22 protein-coding genes and 2 pseudogenes are annotated in these 24,246 nt (G+C 54.7%); 15 read left to right on the forward strand and 9 right to left on the reverse strand.

The window, feature by feature from the left end:
- Positions 1 to 39 precede the first annotated feature (39 nt).
- The 3 genes from GRAN_RS06755 to cydB all read left to right on the forward strand — a co-directional run bounded on the left by GRAN_RS06755 (position 40) and on the right by cydB (position 3,362).
- Positions 40 to 396, forward strand: coding sequence for a cupin domain-containing protein (locus tag GRAN_RS06755; RefSeq protein WP_128912172.1), 357 nt, complete (start codon positions 40 to 42; stop codon positions 394 to 396).
- A gap of 522 nt (positions 397 to 918) precedes the next feature.
- Complete coding sequence (locus GRAN_RS06760) at positions 919 to 2,316, forward strand: cytochrome ubiquinol oxidase subunit I (protein WP_128912173.1); 1,398 nt, start codon at positions 919 to 921, stop codon at positions 2,314 to 2,316.
- A complete protein-coding gene (gene cydB, locus GRAN_RS06765) occupies positions 2,313 to 3,362 on the forward strand; it encodes a cytochrome d ubiquinol oxidase subunit II (protein WP_128912174.1) in 1,050 nt (349 codons plus the stop codon). The genes GRAN_RS06760 and cydB overlap by 4 nt, the downstream gene beginning before the upstream one ends.
- Before the next feature lie 582 nt (positions 3,363 to 3,944).
- On the opposite strand, the gene GRAN_RS06770 is transcribed toward cydB, so the two are convergent.
- A complete protein-coding gene (locus tag GRAN_RS06770) occupies positions 3,945 to 5,051 on the reverse strand; it encodes an NADH:flavin oxidoreductase/NADH oxidase (RefSeq protein ID WP_128912175.1) in 1,107 nt (368 codons plus the stop codon).
- Between the two features lie 399 nt (positions 5,052 to 5,450).
- Between GRAN_RS06770 and GRAN_RS06775 the strand changes: the two genes are divergently transcribed.
- The 6 genes from GRAN_RS06775 to fumC all read left to right on the forward strand — a co-directional run bounded on the left by GRAN_RS06775 (position 5,451) and on the right by fumC (position 11,191).
- Positions 5,451 to 6,548: an NAD(P)-dependent alcohol dehydrogenase gene (locus tag GRAN_RS06775; protein WP_128912176.1), complete on the forward strand. Its 1,098-nt coding sequence runs from the start codon at positions 5,451 to 5,453 to the stop codon at positions 6,546 to 6,548.
- Between the two features lie 65 nt (positions 6,549 to 6,613).
- Complete coding sequence (locus tag GRAN_RS06780) at positions 6,614 to 7,189, forward strand: alpha/beta fold hydrolase (protein ID WP_206662711.1); 576 nt, start codon at positions 6,614 to 6,616, stop codon at positions 7,187 to 7,189.
- The gene (locus GRAN_RS25850) at positions 7,120 to 7,407 is read left to right on the forward strand and encodes a hypothetical protein (protein ID WP_338323418.1); all 288 of its coding nucleotides are present in this window, start codon (positions 7,120 to 7,122) and stop codon (positions 7,405 to 7,407) included. Before GRAN_RS06780 ends, GRAN_RS25850 begins: the two co-directional genes overlap by 70 nt.
- Positions 7,408 to 7,472: 65 nt before the next feature.
- Complete coding sequence (locus GRAN_RS06785) at positions 7,473 to 8,198, forward strand: DJ-1/PfpI family protein (protein ID WP_128912177.1); 726 nt, start codon at positions 7,473 to 7,475, stop codon at positions 8,196 to 8,198.
- An 87-nt stretch (positions 8,199 to 8,285) separates the two neighbouring features.
- Positions 8,286 to 9,827: an NAD-dependent succinate-semialdehyde dehydrogenase gene (locus GRAN_RS06790; protein WP_128912178.1), complete on the forward strand. Its 1,542-nt coding sequence runs from the start codon at positions 8,286 to 8,288 to the stop codon at positions 9,825 to 9,827.
- A complete protein-coding gene (fumC, locus tag GRAN_RS06795; RefSeq protein WP_128912179.1) occupies positions 9,722 to 11,191 on the forward strand; it encodes a class II fumarate hydratase in 1,470 nt (489 codons plus the stop codon). Before GRAN_RS06790 ends, fumC begins: the two co-directional genes overlap by 106 nt.
- Positions 11,192 to 11,269: 78 nt before the next feature.
- On the opposite strand, the gene GRAN_RS06800 is transcribed toward fumC, so the two are convergent.
- Together GRAN_RS06800 and GRAN_RS26945 are read right to left on the reverse strand one after the other, a co-directional pair.
- Positions 11,270 to 11,707, reverse strand: coding sequence for a GlcG/HbpS family heme-binding protein (locus GRAN_RS06800; RefSeq protein ID WP_128912180.1), 438 nt, complete (start codon positions 11,705 to 11,707; stop codon positions 11,270 to 11,272).
- 408 nt (positions 11,708 to 12,115) lie between these two features.
- Positions 12,116 to 12,373 (reverse strand): MarC family protein, encoded by a 258-nt coding sequence (locus GRAN_RS26945; RefSeq protein ID WP_128912181.1) that lies wholly within the window; start codon positions 12,371 to 12,373, stop codon positions 12,116 to 12,118.
- Between the two features lie 262 nt (positions 12,374 to 12,635).
- Here GRAN_RS26945 and GRAN_RS06810 point away from each other — a divergent pair, with 262 nt between their 5' ends.
- The 3 genes from GRAN_RS06810 (at position 12,636) to GRAN_RS06820 (ending at position 15,063) form a co-directional block, all read left to right on the forward strand.
- Positions 12,636 to 13,652 carry an aldo/keto reductase gene (locus GRAN_RS06810; protein ID WP_128912182.1) on the forward strand — a complete coding sequence of 339 codons (1,017 nt, stop codon included), beginning with the start codon at positions 12,636 to 12,638 and terminating at the stop codon, positions 13,650 to 13,652.
- A 493-nt stretch (positions 13,653 to 14,145) separates the two neighbouring features.
- Complete coding sequence (locus GRAN_RS06815) at positions 14,146 to 14,667, forward strand: Dps family protein (protein WP_128912183.1); 522 nt, start codon at positions 14,146 to 14,148, stop codon at positions 14,665 to 14,667.
- 108 nt (positions 14,668 to 14,775) lie between these two features.
- Complete coding sequence (locus GRAN_RS06820; RefSeq protein WP_128912184.1) at positions 14,776 to 15,063, forward strand: ubiquitin carboxyl-terminal hydrolase 14; 288 nt, start codon at positions 14,776 to 14,778, stop codon at positions 15,061 to 15,063.
- A 270-nt stretch (positions 15,064 to 15,333) separates the two neighbouring features.
- Here GRAN_RS06820 and GRAN_RS06825 read toward each other — a convergent pair whose 3' ends face one another.
- Positions 15,334 to 15,555 carry a hypothetical protein gene (locus GRAN_RS06825; RefSeq protein WP_128912185.1) on the reverse strand — a complete coding sequence of 74 codons (222 nt, stop codon included), beginning with the start codon at positions 15,553 to 15,555 and terminating at the stop codon, positions 15,334 to 15,336.
- A 321-nt stretch (positions 15,556 to 15,876) separates the two neighbouring features.
- On the opposite strand from GRAN_RS06825, the gene GRAN_RS06830 reads away from it, so the two are divergent.
- Positions 15,877 to 16,239, forward strand: coding sequence for a tyrosine-type recombinase/integrase (locus GRAN_RS06830; RefSeq protein ID WP_128912186.1), 363 nt, complete (start codon positions 15,877 to 15,879; stop codon positions 16,237 to 16,239).
- 240 nt (positions 16,240 to 16,479) lie between these two features.
- Here the strand turns inward: GRAN_RS06830 and GRAN_RS06835 are convergent.
- Positions 16,480 to 16,680: pseudogene (locus tag GRAN_RS06835) on the reverse strand (relaxase domain-containing protein); the annotation flags it as partial.
- An 838-nt stretch (positions 16,681 to 17,518) separates the two neighbouring features.
- On the reverse strand, positions 17,519 to 18,073 hold the full coding sequence (locus GRAN_RS06840) for a TetR/AcrR family transcriptional regulator (RefSeq protein ID WP_161570875.1): 555 nt from the start codon (positions 18,071 to 18,073) through the stop codon (positions 17,519 to 17,521).
- 804 nt (positions 18,074 to 18,877) lie between these two features.
- On the opposite strand from GRAN_RS06840, the gene GRAN_RS06845 reads away from it, so the two are divergent.
- Positions 18,878 to 19,498, forward strand: coding sequence for an NAD(P)-dependent oxidoreductase (locus GRAN_RS06845; RefSeq protein ID WP_128912188.1), 621 nt, complete (start codon positions 18,878 to 18,880; stop codon positions 19,496 to 19,498).
- Positions 19,499 to 20,576: 1,078 nt separating this feature from the next.
- On the opposite strand, the gene GRAN_RS06850 is transcribed toward GRAN_RS06845, so the two are convergent.
- Together GRAN_RS06850 and GRAN_RS25855 are read right to left on the reverse strand one after the other, a co-directional pair.
- Positions 20,577 to 20,978 (reverse strand): GNAT family N-acetyltransferase, encoded by a 402-nt coding sequence (locus GRAN_RS06850; protein WP_128912189.1) that lies wholly within the window; start codon positions 20,976 to 20,978, stop codon positions 20,577 to 20,579.
- A 433-nt stretch (positions 20,979 to 21,411) separates the two neighbouring features.
- Positions 21,412 to 22,017 carry a hypothetical protein gene (locus GRAN_RS25855; RefSeq protein WP_206662713.1) on the reverse strand — a complete coding sequence of 202 codons (606 nt, stop codon included), beginning with the start codon at positions 22,015 to 22,017 and terminating at the stop codon, positions 21,412 to 21,414.
- A 238-nt stretch (positions 22,018 to 22,255) separates the two neighbouring features.
- On the opposite strand from GRAN_RS25855, the gene GRAN_RS06860 reads away from it, so the two are divergent.
- On the forward strand, positions 22,256 to 22,705 hold the full coding sequence (locus GRAN_RS06860) for an MmcQ/YjbR family DNA-binding protein (RefSeq protein WP_128912190.1): 450 nt from the start codon (positions 22,256 to 22,258) through the stop codon (positions 22,703 to 22,705).
- 252 nt (positions 22,706 to 22,957) lie between these two features.
- Here GRAN_RS06860 and GRAN_RS06865 read toward each other — a convergent pair.
- Positions 22,958 to 24,164, reverse strand: a pseudogene (locus GRAN_RS06865) (IS3 family transposase).
- Positions 24,165 to 24,246 lie beyond the last annotated feature (82 nt).

Here is a 24,246-nt window from a genome sequence, read left to right on the forward strand (position 1 = left end):
GTCGGCCGCAAGGCTCTTCGCAATATTGAAGGAGGAAATATGATTCGCGCATATCGTCTTTACACCGGCCCCGACGGGGACTCACACGTAACTGTGGGATCGATCCGTCCGGATGTTCTCGTCAATGCCAGATCGATTCACTTCAAGGAAACAGCGGCACATTCCAACTATGACTGGCATAACGACCCAACGCCGCAATATGTTCTAACCCTAAGTGGCATCCTGGAGTTTGCAACTAAGGGAGGTGAGACGTTCGTCCTCAATCCGGGTGACGTCCTGCTTGCCGAAGACCATACAGGCACGGGACATAAGTGGCGTTTGCTAAACGATGACCCATGGCGTCGGGCGTATGTGATCTTCGAGCCTGGCGCAGACACACAGTTTGTTCCGGCTTGAATGCGGAAGAACTAAGAGGGCGGCGGCCGAATTATCGGCGGCCGCTTTTCTCTTTGTCTAACGCCCCCCCATACTCTTACCACGCGGTCGTCTGATGACCTGCTATCTCGGTTTCTGGATGCAAAGACGGCATTTTGTTCACGTTGGCCCTTGAAGCCCTAGAAGAGAGTGGCGAGGAAAGAAAGATGATGGCACCGGAAAGACAAGCAATCCATTGAGCCCGAAAATAACTTAGCAGCGTTGCACTAGCTCTTGTCGACGATGCGGTCGTAATCACCAGTGGGCTCTCTTGGGACTCGCTGGTTCCAGAAAGATGGAATGGGAAATCTTGCTTGCCCTCGTCATGATGTTCCTACAGTGTACGAGCAGGACTGGAGGCAGCGGACCACCTTGTTATCGAGCGACTCCAGTAGAAGGAAACTTGCAAGACAATCCGGTTGCCAAACTATCGCTGCCTCTCTCTTGACTTGTATTGGCTGGCGCACGATGACCAGCGAAAATAACTGGATTTAAAGGAACAACATGGATACGAGCCTGTCAGATCCTGCATTGTGGAGTCGGTTGCAGTTTGCCTTCACCATCGTGTACCACTACCTCTTCCCCCAACTTACGATGGGGTTGGCGTGGTTCTTGGTTTACTGGAAATGGCGCGCTTTCAAAACTGGTGATGAAGAGTACAACAAGGCAGCAAGATTCTGGGCGAAGATCTTCGGCCTTAACTTTGCGGTGGGGGTCGTCACTGGCATCCCCATGGAATTCCAGTTTGGAACGAACTGGCGTGGGTTTGCCCGCCACGCAGGCGGCGTGATCGGACAGACCCTTGCTATGGAAGGGATGCTCGCGTTTTTTCTGGAGAGCGCGTTCATTGGAGCATTGATTTGGGGAGAAAAGCGCCTCGGTCCACGCAATCACTTCCTCGCGGCCGTCGGAGTTGCACTTGGAAGCTGGTTATCGGGCTCCTTCATTATCGTTACGAACGCCTTCATGCAGCATCCCGTCGGTTACAGCGTAGGGCCGGACGGTTCACTGGCAATAGCCAATCTGCGCAGCTACCTCTTCAACCCTTGGGCATTCGTACAATTTGCGCATAATCAAAGTGCGGCGCTCGTCACGGGGTCCTTCGTAGTTGCGGCGGTCGGCGCCTATTACACATTACGTCAGGAACACACAGCGCAGAGCAGGCTTTACCTGAAAGCCGGAACGTTGGTTGGTCTGGTGGCATCGCTTCTTGTGGCAGGGCCTACTGGTGACCGGCAAGCGAAGATAGTCGCACGATATCAGCCTGTGACCCTTGCCGCCATGGAAGGGAAATTTGTAGGAAGTTCGAGGGCCGCTGTCGCAGTTATCGGCCAACCGAATGTTGCCGCACGGCGGCTAGATAACCCGATCGAATTCCCGGATGCTCTTAGCTTCCTCGCCTATGGGACCTTTACGAGCTACGTGCACGGCCTCGACGAATATCCGCAGAGTGTTTGGCCCGACAACATTGAGCTTTTGTACTACGCATATCACCTCATGATCACGCTCGGGGTGGCATTTATTGCATTGATGGGATTCGCGGTATTGCAGAATTTGCGTAGGCGGCTCATGTCTACCACTTGGCTCCTCTGGATCATCTTGCTGGCATTTCCACTCCCTTACATCGCCAATACCCTTGGCTGGATGACAGCGGAGCTTGGCCGCCAACCATGGCTGCTCTACAACATCTTTCGTACGAATGAAGGTTACAGCAGGGTTGTGAACAACGGCGATGCCACGTTCACACTGATTGGCTTTGTCGGGCTTTATTTTGTGCTCGGTCTGGCCTTTCTCTATTTGACCGGCCGCGAGCTTGAGCGTGGTCCAGATTGGCAAAGACCACAACAGCTAGCCGACGGAAGTGCATTGAGTACAGTCCAGGAAGGAAAGAAGCTCGCATGATCACCGCATGGTACATCATCGTCGGTTTGATGTTGATCATCTATGTCGTTCTGGATGGTCGTAACTTCGGTGCCGGCATGCTTCACCTATTTGTTGCGAGGACACCACAAGAACGGCGTCAAGTGATCGCGGCTATTGGCCCACTATGGTCGTGGCATGAGGTCTGGCTTGTTGGATTTGGGGGAACCCTGATGGCAGCATTCCCGCGCCTGATGGCTTCGGCCTTCTCGGGCTACTATCTGGCGCTCTTCTTGATTCTCTTTTGCCTGGTTTTTCGAGGCGTCTCCATTGAGGTTGGTGGCCACGCAGAGGATCGCCTTTGGCAACAGCTGTGGGACTTCGTCTTCTCCGCCGCGACCCTCCTGCTTGCCGTGCTTTTTGGCGCGGCCGCCGGTAATGTTGAACGCGGCGTTCCGATCAACGCGAATGGCGATTTCTCCATGGCATTTTTTACGAACTTTCGTGTGCGTGGGAATGTCGGACTCCTGGATTGGTATACGGTGTCCGTGGCGATCTTTGCAGTCGTCCTGCTGGCTGCTCACGGAGCAACTTATCTTGAGTTTAAAACGTCGGGTCCAGTACACGATCGCAGCGCATCTTACGCCAGGCAGCTCTGGCTTCTGGTACTGGTGCTGCTGCCTATCGTTTCTTTCGAGTCGTGGGTTGTGCGTCCTGCTGTGCTGCATAGCGCTCTTACAAATCCGCTCTGTTGGGTAGGCGTCCTCGTCATTGGGCTCTCCGGATTGGCACTTACCTTCGGACTCCGCACTCACTTTGAGGCTTGTGCGTTTGTTGCCTCGAACTTCTTCATCGTGGGACTGCTCGCGGTCGGGGGTGCGGCGATCTTCCCTGTGATGCTTTATTCGACGCTCGCACCTCAATATTCTCTTAGCGCTTACGCAGTTTGCGCAAACCACAATGCTTTGCTGATCGCTTCCGTCTGGTGGCCAATAGGCTTCGCTTTGGCAGCGGGATACTTCATCTTTGTCTCCAGGCACTATGCGGGTAAAGTCGACGTAAACCGCGACAACCAAGGCTTCTACTAATCCACATATGACATCTATGCATCCTGAGGCCTAATACAAGCGCGGACAACGAAGTTATTCGAGGAACTCACGTATGGGCCGGATCTCCTGGTGACGCGACCGATGGATCTGAAAGCCAAAGATATGCTTGCGAGAGAGTCCACTTGTGGATTTGAACCCCTACACAGGAGGACTGAGCAGGTATTCAACCATATTCATATGTCGCGAAATTATCTGCAAAGACACCCAATGGGGGTGAAGCTTTTTCAAATGAAAGTGTGAGGAAACATCTAAAATGAATCATTGAGAGTTTTTCCAAGGCACCGCGCGGCTCTCTCCGCCACAGAATCCAGCCTGATCGCCCAGCCGGCGAGCCCGTCCGTTGATGCGATCAACCCGGCTGGAATCAGAACGGCAGGTATCCGTATGGTCCCGTCTCCGACGGAAGTACAGGGTTTGGACGAAACGGACAGGCTCGGGCGCGTTCGCACTCTTACACTCGGCGCGATACGCGACGAGATCGACCCGAACGACATGCTGAATATCGCTAAAATAACGCTCAACTGGGCCATACGAAGGACGATTTAGACACATGCTCGTAGCTCAATCCGCTTCCAGCAGGGAATGGAAGCGGTTGGGCTGGGACCTAAGATATTGCTTTGGAACACGAACTGTGGCTCCAAGCTCGGCAGCCGCATGCCACGGCCATCGTGGGTCGTAGAGCATCGCTCGGGCTAGGGCCACCATGTCAGCGTCCCCCGTCAGAACGATCGCTTCGGCATGTTCGCAGTTGGTGATCAGGCCGACCGCGACAACTGGAATGTTAACCGCGTTTTTGACCGCGCGTGCGAGGGGCACCTGGTAACCCGGACCGACGGGAATCCGCTGGGCCAGACCGTTGCCACCACTCGAAACGTGAATGGCGCTACATCCACGGGATGCGAGAGCTCTTGAAAACGCCATCGTCTGATCGATATCCCATCCATCCGGTATCCAGTCCGTTGCGGAAATGCGAACGCTGACGGGCTTTTCTGCCGGGAAGACCTGCCGGACGGCGTCGAAGACCTCGAGTGGAAACCGCATGCGGTTTTCAAGTGATCCACCATATTCATCCTCGCGGCGGTTCGAGAGCGGAGACAGAAACTGGTGAAGAAGATAACCGTGGGCGGCATGCAGTTGCACCAGGTCCAATCCGAGGCGTGCAGCCCGCATTGCAGCGGTGACAAACGCCTGTCGAATGCGGAGCAGACCATCCCGGTCAAGTGTGGAAGGTGGAACATCGCCCTCCGTGAAGGGAATGCTTGACGGAGCGAGGGTCTCCCAGCCAAGCGGTTGTTCCGGGGGACATTGCGCGCCACCGTTCCATGAAACTTCCGTCGACGCTTTGCGACCCGCGTGGGAAAGCTGAATGCCAATAGGCATCGTGCTCCATTGCCGGATCGCGTCGACAACGCGCCGCATCGCGGCCTCCGTCGCGTCGTCGTAGAGCCCTACGTCTGCGTAGGTAATCCGGCCCTCTGGCGTGACGGCGCTAGCTTCGATTGTGAGCAGCGCGGCCCCGGAAAATGCCAGCTGTCCAAGGTGAATCAGGTGCCAATCGTTCATGCAGCCGTCCTGTGCGGAATACTGGCACATGGGTGCGATCACAATCCTATTTGCAAGCTCGAGACCACCAACTCGGATCCCTTTGAACAGCGCTGATTTAGACATAATCGCGACTCCGACCGGACATACTGCGCTGATGCGTGGCTTGCAGCGAAGGGGCCACCTTGCGTGATTGCGATTCTATGCAAGATGCGAGCGGTACCGTATTCCATGATTCGTGAACATCTCCCTTCAACAGATATCTCGCGACGTAAGTTCGCACGCCTTCCTGCGCGGTTCCATAAAAATGGAATTTGCAACGCCGCGCAATCGATTTATCAAAGTTATGCAGAGTAGGACTCTACGTAACGAGTTGAAGTAAGAATTGCGTACGGTCTCACGCAAGCGGATTTATCAGCACTAACTGGCGAAGCAAGACTCGCCACATTTGGCGACCGCCTGTTTCCACGTAGTTTGGGTAGACCGAAATGGTCTATGCGGCTTTGATCAAAGGAGGAAAACGAAATGCTTGCAGCAAGAATGTACGGTTATCATCACCCACTTGAGCTCGAAGACATTAAAGTCCCGGAGATAGGCCCGGACGACGTGCTGGTGCGGGTCGGCGGGGCCGGGATGTGCCGTTCGGACGTTCAACTCATTGATGGCTACTTCGAAGGAGCCCTCCACTCGACTTTCCCGCTGACACCCGGACATGAGATTGCCGGTCTTGTTATGGCCATCGGTGATCATGTTCCAGCGTCAGCGGAACTCACGATCGGAGATCAGGTTGTTGTCGCAGCAGGCTGGGGTGACGGGATTTGTCGGCAGTGCCGTGTTGGCGATGAGCAACTCTGCGAGCACGGCAGTTGGCCCGGTTTCGGACCTCCGGGTGGCTACGCCGAGTTCGTTCCCGTTCCTTACAGGCAGCTAATTCGAGTGCAACATCGCTTGAAGTGGGAAGAGCTGGCGCCTCTTACCGATGCTGGCGTGACGCCGTACCGCGCTATCAAGAAGCTGCGCGCGGCAGGCATGCTTGGTCCTGACCGAGTCATGGGAGTGTTTGGAGCGAGCGGCCTCGGAAGCTATGCGGTTCAATACGCGAAGTTGCTTTCCTCTGGCGCTACGGTTGTGGCCTTTGCACGGAATGATGAGAAGCTCGCGATTGCGAAACAGCGTGGCGCCGATGCAACCATCAATACGCGCGGGAAGAGCTTGGCGGATATCCAGGATGAACTGTACAAGTTGACCGGTTCTCGTAAGCTGGACGCCGCAATCGACTGCGTTGGTGCTGAGGAGACGATCCAGACCGGAATCGGCCTTCTCCATACCTCCGGGGCGTTTGTCTCGGTCGGTCTGGTTGGTACCAAGATCAATATCCCTCTCTTTCCATTTACAGCGAGCGAGCTGACCTACCATGGCTCGTTTTGGGCGAACTACAACGACTTGCAGGAAGTGCTCGCACTCGCGGAGAAGGGAAAGATCCAGCACACGATCAGGCGGATCGAGTTCAAAGACATCAACGAAAACCTCGAGTTGCTACGCGCCGGCGAGATCATCGGGAGAGCCGTCATCGTCTTCGATGTTCCGTGGGACGCTGCGAGCGCTCCCCCGGCGAAGCACTGATTCGACAGATTACTCAGGGGCGACACAACAGTTTTTATTCAGCAGTAACTCAACATAGGAGAAAGATGATGACAAAACTCGCTAAAACAGTCCTCGCAGGAAGCATCGGCGCTGCCACCGCTCTTGCCGGTTCTGGCCGGGCGCAACCGCCAGTACAACCCGTGAAGAACATCATTCTGGTGCATGGGGCTTTCGCGGATGGCACCAGCTGGGGGAAAGTAATTCCCATTCTGGAGGATCGTGGCTTCCACGTCGTTGCAGTACAAAATCCGCTTACATCGCTGTCGGATGATGTAGAGGCGACAAGTCGTTTGATTGCGCTGCAGGATGGGCCGGTTATCCTTGTAGGTCATTCCTGGGGCGGGGCTGTTATCACTGAGGCCGGAGATGACCCCAAGGTCGTTGGGCTCGTTTACGTCGCAGCATGGATGCCTGATATCGGGCACTCCGCAAATCAAGCCAGCGAGCCCTTCGGCCCAACCCCTGTACTGAAGGAAATCAAGGTAGATGCGAAGCATTTCGCGTCGCTGTCGGAGGATGGCGTCATCAACGATTTGCAAATGGACTTCCCATGGCGGAGCGGCGTCTCGTGCTCGCGGTTCAAGGACAGACGTACGGGCCTATGTTCGATGAAAAGCTGACCCACGCAGCCTGGAAGTCTAAACCTTCGTGGCACGTAATTTCACTGAACGATCGCACCCTAAGCCCCGCCATGGAAGAGGACGCAGCAAAGCGCTCCGGCGGCATCGCCATCAAGCTTCCAACCTGCCATGTCGCCATGCTGCAGGACCCTGAGAAGGTAGCCGACGTCATCACCGAAGCCGCCCGGAACAGCGTGAAGAGTGCGCCAAAGCACTAACGCATCAAGCCAGAAGAACGGCTCAACGTCTTATAACCCCTAACTTTTCTCGGCAAGGAGTAGTTATGTCCAAGAAGCTTCAACGCAAAGCGATCATTGCAATCTCCAGCTATCAGGGGGCCATCTATCCGGATGGCCACAAAACCGGCCTCTTCTTTGTGGAGGCGCTGCATCCGTTCGAGGTCCTTACGGCGGCTGGCTTCGAGGTGGACCTCGCCTCAGAGACCGGTACCTTCGGCTTCGACTTCAATTCCTTGCAGCCCCCCTTCCTCTCCGGAAGCGACAAAGCCATCTATAACAATCCCGATCATCCCTTCATGGTAAAGCTTGCCCACCTGAAGAAGGCGGAAGACATGAAGCTGGGAGAGTATGGGGTCTTCTTTGCGTCGGCCGGTCACGCCGCGCTCTACGACTATCCGACTGCCGAAAAATTGCAGGCAATCGCTTCGGACGTCTGGAATCGAGGCGGCATTGTCGGTACGGTATGCCACGGCCCCGCAATCCTACCCGGCGTCATTGATTCCGAGACAGGCAAGTCAATCGTTCAAGGCAGAACAGTGACAGGATTCATGATCGAAGGCGAGCTCGTCTTCAACATTCTCGGCAAGATGAGAGAAGACAAGGTCGTTCCAATTGTCGAGGCCGTTACGGCAGCGGGCGGCTACTACAGCACTGCGATGAATGCCTTCGACGACTATTCGGTCACCTCTGGTCGCCTTGTGTCGGGCACGAATCCCGAAAGCGGTCGCAGCACAGCGGAACGCATCGTTAGAGTCTTCGACAGCTTGTAACGTTTTTCGCCTCAAGGCTCCCGTGTGCATAAGCGGTAGCCTCGGCGGGAAGTTTCCAGGTAAAGGTTCGATGAAAAGGAGTGTGCCATGAGTGCTTCAAGCTTCGCAACAGTGAATCCCTCCACGGGAGAACAGATCGAGACGTTCACCTACTTCGCACCCGCACAGATCGATCAAGTGATCGGTCGCGCGGATAGGTCTTTTCAGTCATTCCGAAAACTTTCAGTCCACAAGCGGGCCCACTTGTTTTCTGCACTGGGGCAGGCTTTGAGAAACAACGAGGCACAGCTTGCCAAGGTGATCACCACCGAGATGGGAAAGGTATATGGCGAGGCTGAGGCCGAGGTTGAAAAGTGTGCCAATGAGGCCGATTGGTATGCCGAGCACGGCCCGAAGATCATGGCTGACGAACCCGCTGCTACTGGCGCGGTGGACGCATATGTTTCTTACTTGCCGCTTGGTCCCATACTTGCGATCATGCCGTGGAACTTCCCTATCTGGCAGCTCACCCGGATGGCTATTCCCACCATATTGGCCGGCAACACCGTGCTGGTAAAGCACTCGGCAAACACTCAAAGGAGTTCTCTTGAATTCGAGCGCGTAATGCTTGAGGCCGGCTTTCCGGAAGGTGTGTTTCAGAACCTGATCGTGAACCGAGAGCGTGTTGTGGATGTGATCAACGACTCTCGTATCCAAGGTGCATCCGTAACAGGAAGCGTTGGAGCCGGGTCCGCTGTCGCTTCTGAGGCAGGAAAGGTAATCAAGAAAACAGTGATGGAATTGGGCGGCTCCGATGCCTTCATCGTCTGTGAAGACGCTGACATTCCAAAGGCGGTTGCGGCCGGCATCAAAGGCAGGTTCCACAACTGTGGTCAGGTCTGTCTGGCGGCGAAGCGCTTCATTCTTGTCGGGAGAATTGCTGACGAGTTCGAGCGTCTTTTCGTAGAAGCTACGGAGGCCCTTACAATCGGCAATCCGTTTGAATCGGGGATACAGCTTGGCCCCATGGCTCGCGTAGATCTGAGAGACTCGCTCCACAAACAAGTGGAAGACAGCGTCGCGAAAGGTGCCGAAGTGCTCTGCGGCGGAAAGACAATCAGCGGCAAAGGAGCTTTCTACTCGCCGACCGTCTTGACGCGAGTGACAGAAGGCATGGCTGCCTTTGACGATGAGACGTTCGGCCCCGTTGCGGCCATCACACGAGTGCCAGACCTGGATGCGGCGGTGCGCGCCGCCAACGCGAGCCAGTTCGGATTGAGTGGCAACCTTTGGACGAAAGATGTTGAGAATGCCCGTAAGATCGCTCGCGACCTTTACACAGGTGGCGTATTCATCAATGGTGTCACTGCGACGGATCCACGTGTGCCTGTCGGTGGAGTGAAGAATAGCGGCTATGGCCGTGAACTTTCAAGCTTCGGAGCACATGCGTTCGTCAATGCCCAAACTGTTTGCTGGCAGGGAGCCCGCAACACAGTCCAAGTTTGGGAAGCTATCATTTCACCGTTCGGAGCAAGGAGCCTGCAATGTCAAAAGTTGAAGACACCCAGATCAAAGACGGTACTTACAAGCCTGGAACACTCCTGGAGAACGGTCGCTGGAGAGTCGAATTTGATTCCATGGGACAAGTGAAGGTACCAGCTGAGCACTTATGGGGCGCGCAAACCCAGCGATCGCTGATTCATTTCTCCATCGGCAACGACCGTATGCCCATTGAGGTGTATCACGCCTATGGGTACGTGAAGAAGGCTGCGGCTATCGTGAATGAGCGGTTGGGACATCTGCCCAAGGAAACAGCCGACCTGATCGTGAAGAGCGCGGATGAAGTCATTGCAGGCATGCTCGACGCGAACTTCCCGTTATATGTCTGGCAGACGGGTAGCGGTACGCAAAGCAATATGAACGTGAATGAAGTGATTTCCAATCGTGCCATTCAGATCGTGAATGGCACCGTTGGAACCCAGGCGCCTGTGCATCCGAATGACCACGTGAACATGTCGCAGAGCTCCAACGATACGTTTCCCACGGCTATGCATATCGCCGCGGTGAAAGAGATCAAGGAGACGTTGTTGCCCAAGGTTCAAGCCCTGCAAGCAGAAATTGTAAGCAAAGCCACGCTGTGGGAGCGCATTGTCAAGATCGGCCGAACGCATCTGGAAGACGCGGTACCACTGACTGTTGGCCAAGAATGGTCGGGCTACGCAATGCAGATACATAATGCGCTTGAACGCGTGGAAGGTTCGCTTACTGGAATGTATCAGCTCGCCGCTGGGGGGACGGCTGTTGGCACAGGACTCAATACGCCTAAACAATTTGGCCAGGACGTTGCGGAAGAGATCGCGAATCTGACCGGGTGTCCGTTTATCACGGCTCGGAACAAGTTCGAGGCGCAAGGCTCTCTCGATGCGATTGTCGCGGCTCATGCTTCGCTCCGTGGACTGGCGGTGGCATTGATGAAGATCGCGAATGACATGCGTTGGCTCGGCTCGGGACCACGCTGCGGCATCGGCGAGCTAATTCTGCCGGAGAACGAGCCCGGTTCCTCCATTATGCCTGGCAAAGTAAATCCGACGCAGTGCGAGGCAATCGTGATGATTTGTATCCAAGTCATCGGCAATGACACGGCCGTTGCGTTTGCTGGTTCTCAGGGGAATTTCGAACTGAACGCGATGCGCCCGATAATCATCAAGAATTTCCTGCATTCGGCACGGATCCTGGCGGATGGATGCGAGAAGTTCCTGACATACTCTGTGCAGGGTACTCAGGTCAACGAGAAAAAGATTGCAGAGTACCTTGAGAAGTCGCTTATGCTCGTTACCGCGTTGAGCCCGGTGATCGGCTATGACAATGCGTCGAAGATCGCGCACACCGCGCACCATGACGGAAGCACCTTGCGGCAGGCCGCAATCAAGACGCAACTCATCGACGGGGCAACTTTCGATAAAGTCGTCAATCCGCTCCAGATGGTAGGTGACACCGCACTGAGTCTGCCATGATTGAGCGAGGTCCTCTTACAGACAAAGGGACGCAAACCGCGTCGCTTTGTCTGTACCGTCGTTCCTTTGTCTGTACCATTACGACATCGTCGGCTGCTTTGAAAGAAACGCCGCGAATCCTGCCTCAGCGACGGCTATATCCTGCTCAACCGTTCCGGCGCTCGCGCCTACAGCGCCAATGATCTTCCCGTCGAACACCACTGGAATACCGCCACCGAAAACGACAACCTTGCCTTCATTACTCTCCTGAATACCGAACAAGGGATCTCCAGACTGGGCGAGTGTCGCGAGGTAGGCGGTTGACTTATCGAAGATGCGTGAAGTGGATGCTTTGTCGATCGCAAGATCGATGCTGCCGATCAGTGCGCCGTCCTGCCGGGAGAAAGCGAGCAGATGACCGCCGGCGTCGACAACAGCGATGTTGTAGGGGATGCCCAAACTTTCCGCTTTGGCTTCGGAACCGGCAAGGATTTGTCTCGCCTCGGCAAGGGTGAGGGTACTGTATTGACGCGGCATAACAGCCTCCAGGTTGATTTGTGAATCAGTATTCGATCAGCGAATCTCGCCAAAACCTTTTCTAAGTTCCTGTCCGTGTCGCAAGGCATAATGCCGTTCGCGGAACTTCGTAGAGCGCCTTCGGGTGGTGTCCGTCTGTTGGGAGACGCCTCCCTGAGATACCGATGGCGGCTCGACCCGCGGAAAGAGGATCGAAGCTCCGATCGAGACAAGCAGCAAGGCCACTCGCTTGTGTGCTGAGTATCAGGATGACGGTTACGGAGTAAAGTCCAACCGGGATGGGATAGGTAAGCGGGTAGAAGGTACGAGACCTCCAATAGCCCTGTTCGGCTTCTTTGCTGCCACGGGTGCCTTGAAGCCTACCCTCTTCCTCGTCGTTTCCCCGGTGGAGCATGCCCCAGCCAAGCTCTACGAGGAATAGGCCTCCCATGATTTGAAGATGCCTATCGAAATACCGAAGCACCGCAGTACATACGGTCCTCCGACTACCATGACCGCGAGCAAGAGAGCCGTGTTGATGGCGACTTTCCGTGCGAGGCTACGGTAGAGTCCTCGATTGCCAAGACCGACGATACCCAGGACCTCGGCTGCGCATCCAGGAGGATTGATGAGGGGAACGAGGGACGTGAAGCTCGAAAGAAAATAACTTGACAACTCGTTCATCATTGGCTGCTCCGACCGCAAGATATGTCTGTTCAATAGAGTATGCAAGCGGTTAAGCAACTGCTATTCCATCTTTCCTATACAGCGCGAACATCATTTGAATGAATCTGGGACGACTACATCGGGCATTCAATAATGATGGAATTGCACCGCAAACTTGAGCCACCAATACTACGGATAGTGTGACCACGAAGGCATTAACCCTCGTGACTCCACTTGCGACAGATGCAGTCATTACTTGGGAAAGGAAGGTTGGATAGCGACTATGGGAATCAGGCAGTATCTAAAGAATGGCCCGTTAGGCTTCGGTGCTGCACCTCTCGGTAACATGTTCCGCAATATCCCTGACGACGAGGCCGAGGCGACAGTCCGGGCAGCATGGGATGCAGGAACGCGCTTCTTCGACACGGCTCCCTTCTACGGCGCGGGACTCTCGGAGATTCGGCTTGGTAAAGAGCTCGCGAAGCACAAGCGTTCCGATTACGTGCTTAGCAGCAAAGTTGGCCGGCTGATCCTTGATGACTTGGAGGAGGAGGCGCAGAGCTTCGGCGAAAAAGGCACCCTCTTCGAGCATGGTCACCGAAACAAAGTGGTCTATGACTACAGCGAAGAAGGTACCGTCCGGTCTATCGAGGAGAGCCTCAGGCGACTCGGCGTAAGCGAACTGGACTTTGTGTGGATTCACGATGTTGCCCGTGACTTTTACGGCGATGACTGGGTCCGTATGTTTGAAGAGGCCCATCGAGGAGCCATGGTGGCCCTCACGAGGCTGAGAGAGCAGAAGGTCATCAAAGGTTGGGGCCTTGGTGTGAACAGGGTTGAATCGTGCGAACTGGCGATCGACATGACGGCGACACATCCTGATGCATTTCTGCTTGCCGGCCGTTATACGCTTCTCGATCACGATCTTGCTCTGCAGCGCCTGATGCCGGCATGCGAGGCCAAGAAGGTGGACATCGTTGTGGGCGGCCCATATTCGTCCGGGGTGCTGGCAGGGGGCAAAAACTTTGAATATGCTCCTGCGTCACAAGAGATTCTCGTCAAGGTCCAGAAGATTAAAGCTCTCTGCACAAAGTATGGGATTCCCATCAAAGCCGCCGCCCTTCACTTTTCGCTGGCTCATCCAGCAAGCGCTGCAGTTATCCCGGGCGCAAGCAAGCCGGATCGTATCCATGAAGATCATGAAGCAATGAACACGGCAGTTCCAGAGGATTTCTGGAAGGAATTGCGCAAACAGAAGCTCGTATCACCCTTGGCTCCTCTACCCATCGACAAAAAGTAAGGAGAAGCTCGTGGCTTCAGCAAGAGCAATATTTTGATCTTGATGCATCCCCCGCATGATGTGTGGTAGCTCATAGGCGCATTCGGCTCAATTCCTGACTGGGTTCCGACGATGTCTCAGAGTAAGCTCGCCGACCGTGGACGGGTTCAACATCTTCATGATCCGACCGGCCACACGTTTGTGGAACAGTTATAGAACTACGAGCGTGTGGTACGGCGTTATAGCCATTCCATTCCGCAGTCGCCGTTCGCGGTGACCGATTATCTGGCAATGATTGTTGTGTCCTCTGCAGAGAGTGGGGGATGCCATATCGAGGGGTGCGCCACATTTATCCCCCTTGGGAATCAGTGAACCCGAGGCTGAAACCATCTTCCGCGAGATATTCGCAGGGGCCTCAAAGGCCTGACATCTAAATTTCCCGCCACCAAGTAGTTAGAGGGGGCCGACCACATCGGTCCCGTGCGACCTCAAGCTGTTACAAAGGAGAATCATCATGGCGAAGTCAACGAAAGAAGAACTTGAAGAACACCGCGTGGCAGTCCACTCACAGCATACGGACATCACTCCGGAGTCTGTGAAAGAGATCTCTGCTGGGCTCACGGCATTGCTGGCAGATGTATTTGCGCTCTATGTCAAAACAAAGAACTTCCATTGGCACATGAGTGGACCCCACTTCCGCGACTATCATCTCCTGCTTGATGATCAGGGTGACCAGCTCTTTGACGTGACCGATGACATCGCAGAGCGAGTACGCAAAATTGGCGGCACGACGCTAAGATCGATTGGACACATCGCCCGAATCAAGAGAATTGCTGACAATGATGCGGATTACGTGACCCCTAAAGATATGCTCAGCGAGCTTTGGGAAGACAATAAGGCCCTCACTCTTTCTATGCGAAGCCTTCACGAACTCTGCGATGAGGCCAGCGATGTTGCAACCGCGAGCGCGCTCGAGAACTGGATCGACGAGACACAGAGGCGTTCATGGTTCCTTTATGAAATGAGCAGAGCTTAGAAACGCTCGGGCCGTGGGAACGTGAGGTTCGCCTCGTTTCCCACGGCCGAAACTGGTCGGGAGCAAATGGTCTTTGAATAGAAGCCAGCATAACCGAACGGAGTCTTTATGGCACAAGAATGCACGCATCTGGACACGATTCGCGATGTGAGCCCGAATACTCAGGGCTGCGAAGATTGTCTGAAAATGGGTGATACATGGGTCCATCTTCGGATGTGCCTACATTGCGGACACGTGGGCTGTTGCAACAGCTCAAAGAACAAGCACGCAGGCAAACACTTTCGCGGGACCAAACATCCGATTATGCGGTCGATCGAACCGGACGAGACCTGGGCCTGGTGCTACGCGGATGAGCTCATGCTTGAGCTCCAAGATTATGGGGACGGCACCCTGTAGGCGCCGTCGCTCCTCCATCGTTTACATGAACGTCGCAGGCGCGATGGGATGTCCTACCGCCCTGAGTCAATGAAGATGCTTGCTCACCATGTACAAAGGAATAGATTGCCGCTCCCGGCCATCTCTGGCCCAAGGTCGCCTCGAAGCGCATCATCTAGTCCCTCTTTTGTGTCCGGCCAATGAATCGTCCCATAAAAGTGTCCGGACAACTTAGTGTCCTCTAAAACCGTGACGCGATATTTATCTTCGATTAGGTCCGCAATACCTTGCCTACTTAGGTTTGAGAACGAAACCTCCGTGGCGCTTCTCTCTATCCCGGGAGGGGCCACCCATGTCGTCAGCTGCCTGCATCTTGAACGACGTATCAGTAGATCGCTTCAAGACCAAGGCATCTTCTGTCACGTCCGTCTTCTTGATGTCAAGGTCGCTGACAAGCGGCTTCGCGTCGCGGCCAATATGCGTCTGCTTCCCTTCAGAGTCATGCTCAAACATATACGCCCGCTCAGCTGGCAGCTTCTTACGCGCGGATGCACCCGCAAGCGTCTCGCTTACTTCGGGCACTGTCTTTGGTGGCTCTTCGGCGTGAGTCACAGGAGGAGTGTAAAGCACCGAATTCTTCGTGGCGTGATTACCCTGTCGCGGAGGACCGCTTCGCAATGCTGATTGCGAGTAGCTGCCTGAGCGTGAGGTCTTTTGGTTGAGTAACGAGGGCGACCTTACCCATTGGATCGATCAGATCGCGCGCGGGCGTTCGTCGACCCCGAATGCTTTGAATGTAGATCCATCTCCGTCCAGTGCGACGATGGAAGCGATATGTCTTTTGCCGTGAACTTTGTGATTGGCCAGGATCGAATCTTTCCTCCGAAGGGCGGCCCAACCAGCAAGCTTCAGAGATTGGAGGGAAGTTTTGAGGACTTGCTCGAAAGAGCAAACATCCATGACTTCTGGTTCCACGATCTGCGTCACACCTTCGCGTCCTGGTACATGATGAACGGCGGCGATCTTTACGAGTTGGCCAAGCTCATGGGGCACGCCAACATCAAGATGACGGAGCGCTGCGCCAAGCTGGGACGTGCCCATATCACCAAGACTGGAAACAGAGCCAAGGTGATTTGGAACATGATAGACAAGAACGAGACGGGGCAGGAGCAAGGCGACAAAGCGAACATCGCGTGAGCAATGTTCGCGTATTGTTCGCGCGACTAAAACACTAACTCTACGGTTGCCGCTAAGTTGTTTAGAATGTGGTGGCCAGAGACGGGATCGAACCGCCGACGCCGGCCTTTTCAGGGCCGCCTTCCAATTTGCTAAGCGGTTTAGATTCAACGTAAGTGATAGATAATAAATACCGGAATGTTTGGCTGCCGTAGTCCTGAGTGGTGCTAAAAGGTCTCTTTTCGGATGCGAAATGTGTCCCATATGTGTCTTGAACGTTTCGAGGCGAGCCTCGCGTATGCGGTCGTCTCCTCCTATCAGTGCCGTTAATGAGACCGACTTCGGCGCTGAGAAGGTCGCGTCCCATCCTGCCAGTGCTGTAATTAGGTCACTTCTCGTCCGAACTGGTTCTCGCGGGTCTTTGCCGACAGATGCCGGACGAGTTCCTATTCGGCTTGCCATGCAACTCGCTATCGCCTTGCTGGTTTTTACTACTCCAGTAGTTCGCTGACTTGGACTTGAACTCACGAGCGTGATACATCCGAACTTGGGCGCTAGAGGGGGGCTTCGAGATCGTCAGCACAGAAATAGTTTATGTCGGCATCCAAGATCCCTGAGTCATCTTGCGCTGGGCAGAGATTGCTGGTTAGTCCAAACAAAAATACAGCCAGTACAAATCGTTGTTCCACTGTGAGGCACCTTCGCTTTTATGCGTCACCATTCATCGAACCAGTGCATGACGGAAACTTCGCCGCGAGACGCTTTCAGATTGTCCGTTCCGGGAATCCTACTCGCGGGTAAAGCGAGACCTGCATGTCCTCTGAAAGTTAGCTTATGGGGTCGCCGTTCTTCTAGCGCAATACCGCAAAACTAGTCGCGAATATCCAATAGCCAAAAACACTACCGACGAGCGCCGAATTTCCCCAACCAAGTGCGCTGTAGAAGCGGGTCACGTCGTGTCCGAAGAAACTAGGTGGGACAACATTAGATTACAAAGAGCCACGGTGTAGGCGCTAATTGCTGCCCAAGAAGGGAGAATTCCGGTATGTTTGATCCCGCTTGCACCAGCCATAAGCGCCGTTGTGGTCAGCAAGCGTTCGATTGAGCCGTGCATCAAAAGATTCGAGTCAGCAAGCGGTCCATCGATGGAATCGAAGCTCGTCCGAGCTTGCATCCTGACGCTGCCATTCCAAAGGTCATACGTTAACCCGGCGTCGCTCATTGACGGTTCCTGGCCGCGCGAGATGAATTCTTCCGGTATGGGCAGCATCGCAGACAAGCCGGCTCTGTGAAACGGAGGCTACTTCTCAAAGAGAAGCGCTGTGACGAGGGCATCCGATAACCAATCTTCGTATTCGCCTACACTCCATGCGCGCTTCCGCACATGGAGCGTAAAGAGTTCCCGGCTCGTCAAGCTCCACAGAATGTCTCTTGCCTTGGTGAGCTTTAGATTTGTCTTGAGTTCCTTACGCTGATGAATGAATTTCACTACATGTTCTTGACTATCAAAGCGCCGGCACTCACGTTCTTCCATCGGACGTTCCAATTCTGATCGGATAATACCCGCGCCTGAGAGAAGGTTCATGGTTTCGCCCTCCGCCTGATAGATGTGGCAAGCGATCGAGGCGGCTATCCGGAGCTTTTGCTCGGAGGATTGGCTCTCTCGAGAACGGCGGATAAGCTCGTCGTAGCCCTGTCCAAACGAAGCGCGCTCCAGCAGCTCTGCCAAAATCCCTGACTTTGAGCGGAAGATTCCATAGACCGTTGGAGAGGATACGCCGGCTTTTTCAGCTATGAGTTGTATGGTCATTCCGTCATAGCGTTTCTCTTGGATCAATTCGAAAGCCGCGTCCACGATTCGCTCTCTTGTCGCTTCCGACTGTTTTCTCCGCGACTGCGAATTGTACTGCCTCTTCGTCGGGACGCCCATTCATTGATTATATGAGACGATATTGGATATTGTGTACTATAGCCATTCGAGGACGCTGAAGAGATACGAACAAACACGCACGACGCGACGATTGCAACGCCAAAGTGTGCGACGAGAGGACAACACCAGAAAATGAACGCTTACACGGGAGTTCTTGCACTGCATGGTCCTCGTTGTGGCTCTTGCAGTCGGCCTAGGCATGGAGTGGCAATTGCCCTTTCAGAGCAGAGGTATCAGCGCCGGATCGTTAGGACCGCACCAATTAAATACCGTAACTGTCTTCTTCTCCGTCCAACTCGTTCCTTGGTAGCAATCCAGGTAACAGTGTCTATCTAACTCAAGCGGCAGCGAATGAATCGCGGCGTGGCCGAAGGCCGCCAGCGTCGGAGTGCTTCTCATTGTGATCGCAAGCGCGTATTCAACGCGAAGCCTTCTTCGCGAGCGCTCAAAAGGGAGCGGTAGACAAACGTCAGGCCGGGGGTCCGCCTTACTCATTTCGGCGTCGGTACGCTCGCTCCTGGTCGTCGGGACATTACTCCTGACCGCTATTAAGCCGGCACTTCCCTTGGCATCACTGATTTTGCTAATCCCGATTGTCGCTGGGACCATCATCGGCAACTGGCCAGTCGGGATTCTCAGAAGGGGATGGCCAACTGAGCGATTTTAGAGTGACCACCTCTCGCAAAGCGCGGAACGGGTCTCTATTCAGCTGCTAGAGAAAGGGTCATTATGAAACTTATCGTTTTTGGGGCAACTGGTCGCGTCGGAAAGCTCTTCATCGAGAAGGCGATCGCGCGAGGATATGAGGTAACTGCATTTGTGCGCAAGAAAGGCAGTGGAAGAAACCTTGGCACATCAGAGGTCGTCGGCGACGTCAAGGAGTTCGAATCCGTTCGAAGAGGAATGGCTCGAGGATATGATGCGGTCTTAGTTGCAATAGGCGAAGGTGCGCTGCGGTCCTCGACCGTCATGACCAAAGGTGTCACGAACATCTCGAACGTAGCAGAAGAGACTGGCGTTTGCCGTTATGTCGGAGTGTCGGGTAGTGCGGAAATCGCAAATCAGACTTGGACCGGCCGCCTTTACACACGCATCTTGAAGCTGACACCTGTCGGGCACGCGGTCAGAGATCACGACGGCGCTCTGCACGCGTTTGAGCGCTCGAATCTCGACTGGACGCTAGCAGGCTGTAACTATCTTGGTGACGGACCCGCACGCGGCCACTACCAAACCGCACTCACTTTCAGTGGAGTTGCGAAGAAGATTTTCCCTGCAGATGTGGCTAGTTTTCTCCTCAAGGAAATGACAGAGCGGAGGTTCGTCAGAAAGGTTGTCGGGATCTGGTATTGAGAAGCCATGGCGAGCAGCCCAGCCACGAGCCGCAACGGGACGGCGTTTCGAGGAGATGTGATTATTATGCTTGACCGAACTTTGAGCCGCGCACCAAATTCACTGGAAAAACTCGCAGCAGCCATTTTCGCGAGCGCTCTTATGCTCCTCGGCTGGGTCAAGATAGGATGGCCGCCAGTCGCGATCGTTGGAGGCTCTAGTGTCGCGGGCTTCTTCCTGTGGCTCCGAACATACCGAAGAGGCCCGATGCACCCGGAGGTGATACTGCCGCCATTCCTGTTGACGGTCGCAGGGCTCGAAACTCATATGATTGAGGAATACGTTTCTCACTTTGGGCCGGCTATGAGCAGGTTGTTCTGTATCAGTTGGAGCGAATTTTCATTCCTGTTGATTTTCACATTTGTCGGACCTATACTTTACGCCCTCACAGCGCTCGGACTTTTTTGGCGAGTCCGTTTGGCGGGATTCGTCGCTTGTTTCATATTCATTGGGCCGGGCTGTGCTGAGATTGTTCATTTCGTTTTTCCATTCATCCGTCCTGCGCTTGCGCCGAATGTGACTGAAGCTATATCCGCTACACTGAACGGTCATCAATTGGTCAATTTGCCTAACTACTGGTTGTCGGCAACGGGCAGGTATTACTTTCCAGGTCTGTATACCGCAATACTTCCTATGATTCCAGGAATCTGGGGCATCCGCTCACTTTTGCCGAGATCCGACCGCTCCCCTGTGAATGTCGTATCGGCATAAGACAAAGAACGATGACGTTTTCCGTCGCAGGCAGAGTCTGACCTTGCTTGCATCCGAGGAAGGAACGGTAGATGACATCGGCCTCTCGCTAGGCATAGGGCAGCGATCGGTCTGCCGCGGCTGGCCCGCGTGTAGTGTCAGGGACACGAAAGTTTCGATCGCACCGATGCCATTGCGTTCCGTCCACTCTTCCAGTGGACGAATTCTTGGGGCAGTCGCTAGCGGCATTAGCGCCAGTTGACAGTTCAGTAACGATAAGACATCTTTTGCGGGCATCAACTGCGCATGGATGAATCGTCCGATCTACCAGAGGCGCAGGCTAAACGGCTTACTTGCGAGGAATCATCCAGCAGCTCGAAACATGCTTCATACCAATCTTGGGGTAGTATCCTTCTGCCGCAGGTGCGGCGACAAGAACTAACGCCGTGTTCACGCCTGCGGCTTCATGAGTCTTCTCAATCAACTTTTTCCCTATTCCCTTTCGCTGGTGATCAACATCGACCGCAAGGTCTGAGAGGTAGCAGCAGTAGCAAAAGTCGGTAATAGCCCGAGATATGCCGATGAGTTTGATGTCAAGACGAGCCGTCACAATCAAATCAGCCTCGCGCAGCATCTTGTCGAGGCGCATGATATCCTGCGCGGGCCGTCTCTCGGCCAAAGTGGATCGCATCAATATCGATTGAAACTCCTCAGCACTAAGATCGGTTTCGATTGCAAAGCTTAGCTTCATAACTTTTCGCTCTCTATGTTTCCTTCCCCGTCAGCTAATTGGATATTTTCCTTGCACGATGGATGCCAAACATGGATGCCAGTCCTCTGTGCTCTGCCCGCTGAGAAGCGCTATCCTGTGGCCGCGTTGCTGCGTCATTCGATCGCTGCCGCAGAACTGGATGTGGTAGCGAACTCAGAACATCACTTCCTAACGCGCACGGCAAGCGAAGGCCGGGTGGGATAACTGAGCAATCCGTGCCTATCCCTGCTCCAGCCACTCGCGCTCGGCGGCCCGTACAGCGGCGACCAACTCAGGTTGATCGACGCCTGGCAGATCGTTGTGAGGAGGGGCCCCGTTCGCGGTGAGAATGTAGCTAAGGAAACGATAGGAGGGCGGAACCCACGAAGCTTCGCTTCATCTAATTTTGGCACCTTGGTAGGATCGCGCGGGATCAGCATATCCCGAATGTAGATGCCGCGAAGACCACAAATGAGCCACTTTCCCTCAAACCGCTGGACCCGCACAACAAGCGCGTATAGCTCGTAGTGCTGACCTCGATGCCGTCCAAAAGTGAAAAGGTATGAACGGCACATGCTGTGTCGGCAATTGCGCGATCGTTCTTGAGCCAGACGACGCCGGGGCTCATAGAATCGAAATGGACGGTTTCCGTGTCATGGTTGTTTTTTACCGCCTCGATAAACTTGGCGGCACTTCCCTTGAACCAGGAGACTTCAACGACTGCATCGGGATGAAAGCAAGCTGCCTCATCCGTCGCGTTGTGGGTCTCCCGGGCCAAGCGCTCGCGCAGGATTACGTCGGTGACAGCGCTGGAGTCTGCTGCGACTTGCTGCGTAGTCCGACCGTCGCCACGGCCCCCGCCTGACGAGTTGACTCGACCACTTCCAGTTCCCATAACTTGTAGCATCTTGATAGGAGCCTCCGCCGTCAAATTGGTTATCAACCCCGAAGCTAGCAGCGATGCCCAAGCCAAGGCGCGGCGCCGGGTGACTGCAAAGTAGTCCACGCCTATGCGTGATGGATGCACCTTAGAAAGCATTGAAGATTCCTCTTATGCGAGCAATCGGGCTCGACGACAGAAAAAGTGATTCTGTAGAAGACGTTCCCCAGCTTAGCTGTAGTTGAACCTACATATAGCGCGGGAATCTGTGCAATTTGGCCAGCTGCCGGCACCACAATCAGGTCTGTACTGTCTGAAACCGCGGTTCCAGTCGCCTACGCGGTTTTACCTCTTTGGGTATGAACCCAACGAGGCCGCAGTAATTCATACTGAAAGCATGGACGCCGAAAGCGCACGCACCTTTCTCTTGTCTCCGCCGCATGTGGTTGAAAGCGTCAGCGAGACAACGCGGAGGGGCAACAAACTTGTTTTCCGGGTTGGAGATCAGTCGGTAGGTGGGAAGATGTTCTCCCAAATCGACTTTGAAGAAGACGGCAGCGCGGTTCTCTCTTTGGCCGCTGGCCCCGAACGCTTTCACGAGCTTATCGAAAGAGAAGGGGTGATCGCAGCTCCCTATCGAGCGCGTCTGTATTGGATCGCACTCATGCGATGGAATGCAATTCAAGATTCTGAACTGAAAGGCCTGCTCCGTAGCTCGAGGGGGCTAATATTTATCAAATTGCCAAAGCGTACCCGAGATTCCCTCGACGGGAGCATGGACGCTTCAGAGACAGCGCTCATGCCATTCATCCCATGTCAAACAGGCAGCGTAAAATCTAAGCGTTAGGGATAGGATTGCAGAGTGGCGAAGAGGTGCGCATTCTGAACCAGTCCCAATGTGCTTCAGCCTACTCGGCAGTGCAGCGGATCCATCTGCCCCGCAGCCCCAACAGCCAGCACGATCAACCGTTCTTCCCAAGTGCCCGCTCTGCGGCGCAACCATGCGCGTCGTCGAACGGCTCACCGCAGCCCAACTGCTGAGTCGACCTCCACCCCTGGCAGGCAGTGCAGTGCCCGATCTTTTGTGCCGGTTAGCTTGTTAGGTTAGCGCAGCTTCTTTTGAGTTCAAGTAGCCGCCGTCGAGGGTGTGGGGAAGTGGGAAGCGCACTCTGCTTTCCACTTCTCCATACCCTGTTTTGATCTCGGGCTGCCACGTCTTTGGAGCGGGCGATCGGTAGCCGAGTGAGGAGTATGGACGGATGGTTTTGTAGTGGATGCGCCAGCGTTCGGCCAGCACCTGCACCTCCTTGAGCGAGTAGAAGATCTCTCCGTTGAGGAACTCATCGCGGAGCTTCGAGTTAAACGATTCGCAGTAGCCGTTCTCCCACGGAATTCCAGGTTCGATGTACAACGTCCTGGCTCCGGTGGCCGCTAGCCACTGGCGAAGATCTCGAGCCACGAACTCAGGGCCGTTGTCTGACCGTATATGTTCCGGCACACCCTTTATCACTATTACATCAGCCAGCGCCTCGATCACCTTCGCGCTCGACCAACGCCGCTCCGGACGTACAAGCAAGCTTTCTCGGGTGTGCTCATCGATCAGGTTCAGCATCCTCACTGTCCTTCCATCATGGTCTTAGCGCTCACGAAGTCGTAGCTCCAGACATGGTTCGCGTGCTCGGGGCGAAGCCGTACGCACGACCCGTCGTTGAGCCATAAACGTCCTCTTGGCTTCTGCTTCTTTGGAACCTTCAGCCCCTCACGACGCCAGATCCTCTCCACCCGATCCTTGCCGACGTTCCAGGCTGCTCGTCGTAAGAGTGCTGTGATGCGTCGATAACCATAGCGCCCGTACTGGCTGGCCAGGCTCACGATCGCCCGGGTGAGTTCCTCTTCATCGTCCCGCTGTGTCGGACGGTAGCGTTGCGTGCCTCGTGGCTGCTTCACCACCAGGCACGCACGCCGCTCGCTCAGCCCATGTGCTTCACGCGCATGGCTCACCGCACAACGACGCCGTTCAGGGCTTAGAAGTTTCCCTCCGCGATGTCCTTCAACACCAGCTTCTCAAGGCTCAGGTTCGCCACCAGACGCGTCAGCTTCGCGTTCTCAAGCTCCAGTTCCTTCAGCCGTCGAGCCTGGTCCACCTTCAACCCACCGAACTCCCGACGCCAACGGTAGTACGTCTGTTCCACGATCTCGGCTTCTTTACACGCCAGCGGCAACGTCCTGCCGTTCGCCACGCCGACCTCAACCTGCCGCAGCAGGTTCACAATCTGCTCTGCCGTATGCTTCTTGCCTCGTGCCATCGAAGGATCCTCTCAATACCAGTTTTATCGTTCCTAACTGGTACAGAAAATACCGGGCATTCCACCCCTCCGAGCACTGTCA

Source organism: Granulicella sibirica (assembly GCF_004115155.1).
Lineage (GTDB): Bacteria > Acidobacteriota > Terriglobia > Terriglobales > Acidobacteriaceae > Edaphobacter > Edaphobacter sibiricus.

Coding starts and splice junctions, on each gene's coding strand:
- GRAN_RS06755 (WP_128912172.1), top strand. CDS start 40: ATGATTCGCGCATATCGTCTTTACACCGGCCCCGACGGGGACTCACAC.
- GRAN_RS06760 (WP_128912173.1), top strand. CDS start 919: ATGGATACGAGCCTGTCAGATCCTGCATTGTGGAGTCGGTTGCAGTTT.
- cydB (WP_128912174.1), top strand. CDS start 2,313: ATGATCACCGCATGGTACATCATCGTCGGTTTGATGTTGATCATCTAT.
- GRAN_RS06770 (WP_128912175.1), bottom strand. CDS start 5,051: ATGTCTAAATCAGCGCTGTTCAAAGGGATCCGAGTTGGTGGTCTCGAG.
- GRAN_RS06775 (WP_128912176.1), top strand. CDS start 5,451: ATGCTTGCAGCAAGAATGTACGGTTATCATCACCCACTTGAGCTCGAA.
- GRAN_RS06780 (WP_206662711.1), top strand. CDS start 6,614: ATGATGACAAAACTCGCTAAAACAGTCCTCGCAGGAAGCATCGGCGCT.
- GRAN_RS25850 (WP_338323418.1), top strand. CDS start 7,120: ATGGCGGAGCGGCGTCTCGTGCTCGCGGTTCAAGGACAGACGTACGGG.
- GRAN_RS06785 (WP_128912177.1), top strand. CDS start 7,473: ATGTCCAAGAAGCTTCAACGCAAAGCGATCATTGCAATCTCCAGCTAT.
- GRAN_RS06790 (WP_128912178.1), top strand. CDS start 8,286: ATGAGTGCTTCAAGCTTCGCAACAGTGAATCCCTCCACGGGAGAACAG.
- fumC (WP_128912179.1), top strand. CDS start 9,722: ATGTCAAAAGTTGAAGACACCCAGATCAAAGACGGTACTTACAAGCCT.
- GRAN_RS06800 (WP_128912180.1), bottom strand. CDS start 11,707: ATGCCGCGTCAATACAGTACCCTCACCCTTGCCGAGGCGAGACAAATC.
- GRAN_RS26945 (WP_128912181.1), bottom strand. CDS start 12,373: ATGATGAACGAGTTGTCAAGTTATTTTCTTTCGAGCTTCACGTCCCTC.
- GRAN_RS06810 (WP_128912182.1), top strand. CDS start 12,636: ATGGGAATCAGGCAGTATCTAAAGAATGGCCCGTTAGGCTTCGGTGCT.
- GRAN_RS06815 (WP_128912183.1), top strand. CDS start 14,146: ATGGCGAAGTCAACGAAAGAAGAACTTGAAGAACACCGCGTGGCAGTC.
- GRAN_RS06820 (WP_128912184.1), top strand. CDS start 14,776: ATGGCACAAGAATGCACGCATCTGGACACGATTCGCGATGTGAGCCCG.
- GRAN_RS06825 (WP_128912185.1), bottom strand. CDS start 15,555: ATGTTTGAGCATGACTCTGAAGGGAAGCAGACGCATATTGGCCGCGAC.
- GRAN_RS06830 (WP_128912186.1), top strand. CDS start 15,877: ATGTCTTTTGCCGTGAACTTTGTGATTGGCCAGGATCGAATCTTTCCT.
- GRAN_RS06845 (WP_128912188.1), top strand. CDS start 18,878: ATGAAACTTATCGTTTTTGGGGCAACTGGTCGCGTCGGAAAGCTCTTC.
- GRAN_RS06850 (WP_128912189.1), bottom strand. CDS start 20,978: ATGAAGCTAAGCTTTGCAATCGAAACCGATCTTAGTGCTGAGGAGTTT.
- GRAN_RS25855 (WP_206662713.1), bottom strand. CDS start 22,017: ATGCTTTCTAAGGTGCATCCATCACGCATAGGCGTGGACTACTTTGCA.
- GRAN_RS06860 (WP_128912190.1), top strand. CDS start 22,256: ATGGACGCCGAAAGCGCACGCACCTTTCTCTTGTCTCCGCCGCATGTG.